Below are 656 nucleotides of genomic sequence, written 5' to 3'. Positions count from 1 at the left end.
TAACCGATGATGGCAAATTGCGGCGTGTCTCGGTGTTTTTTGGGCCTATCCGCCCACGCACACGACACGGCGGCGGCGAGGATGGTGTCGGCGAGGGCGGAAAGTTGGTCGGAGAGGGATTCTACCGTCCACAGTCCGGCGAGGTCTTGGACGGCGAGGCGGAAGACTTGGGCGTGCTGGAAGCGGCGCAGGGTGTCCATTTGCGCTTCGGTGTCGCCGCCGCAGGCTTTGATGTCGTCTGAAAGGGCGGCGGCAAGGGCTTGCCAGTCGAACGCGGTATCCAAAAGCTGCGCGCTGATGAGTTCGTCCAGCAGAATTGGGTATTTGCTCAGATACGCCGCCACCCATGAGCTTTGGCTCATAATCTGCGCCAGTTGCGCCAGGGTTTGCGGATGTTCGTTGAGGAAGGCGAGATAGGCGGAGCGGCGGCTGATGTTTTCGAGGAAGTCAAACAGCCGCATTAATGTATCGGTCGGGTTGGGTTGCTCGGCCGCTGCCTGCACGAACAGCGGCACAATCGCGTCGAAACGCGGCTGGGCGTGTGCGGAAAGGTGGCGGTATTTATGGCCGTACCGGATTTGGTCTAGCCTTGCGGCGATGGTTTCGGCATCAAACCCATATTCTTTCAGACGGCCTAGCCGCTCTTCTTCGTCGGG

General features: G+C 60.1%; 1 pseudogene. It reads right to left on the bottom strand.

From position 1 onward, the window contains the following. Window positions 1–656: pseudogene (locus tag ACTHUM_RS17150) on the bottom strand (bifunctional [glutamate--ammonia ligase]-adenylyl-L-tyrosine phosphorylase/[glutamate--ammonia-ligase] adenylyltransferase); the annotation flags it as partial.

The sequence above is a fragment of the Neisseria sp. P0021.S006 genome (genome assembly GCF_051956895.1).
The sequence above is the reverse complement of the archived record's forward strand: the minus strand, read 5'-3'. Positions and strand labels throughout refer to the sequence as shown.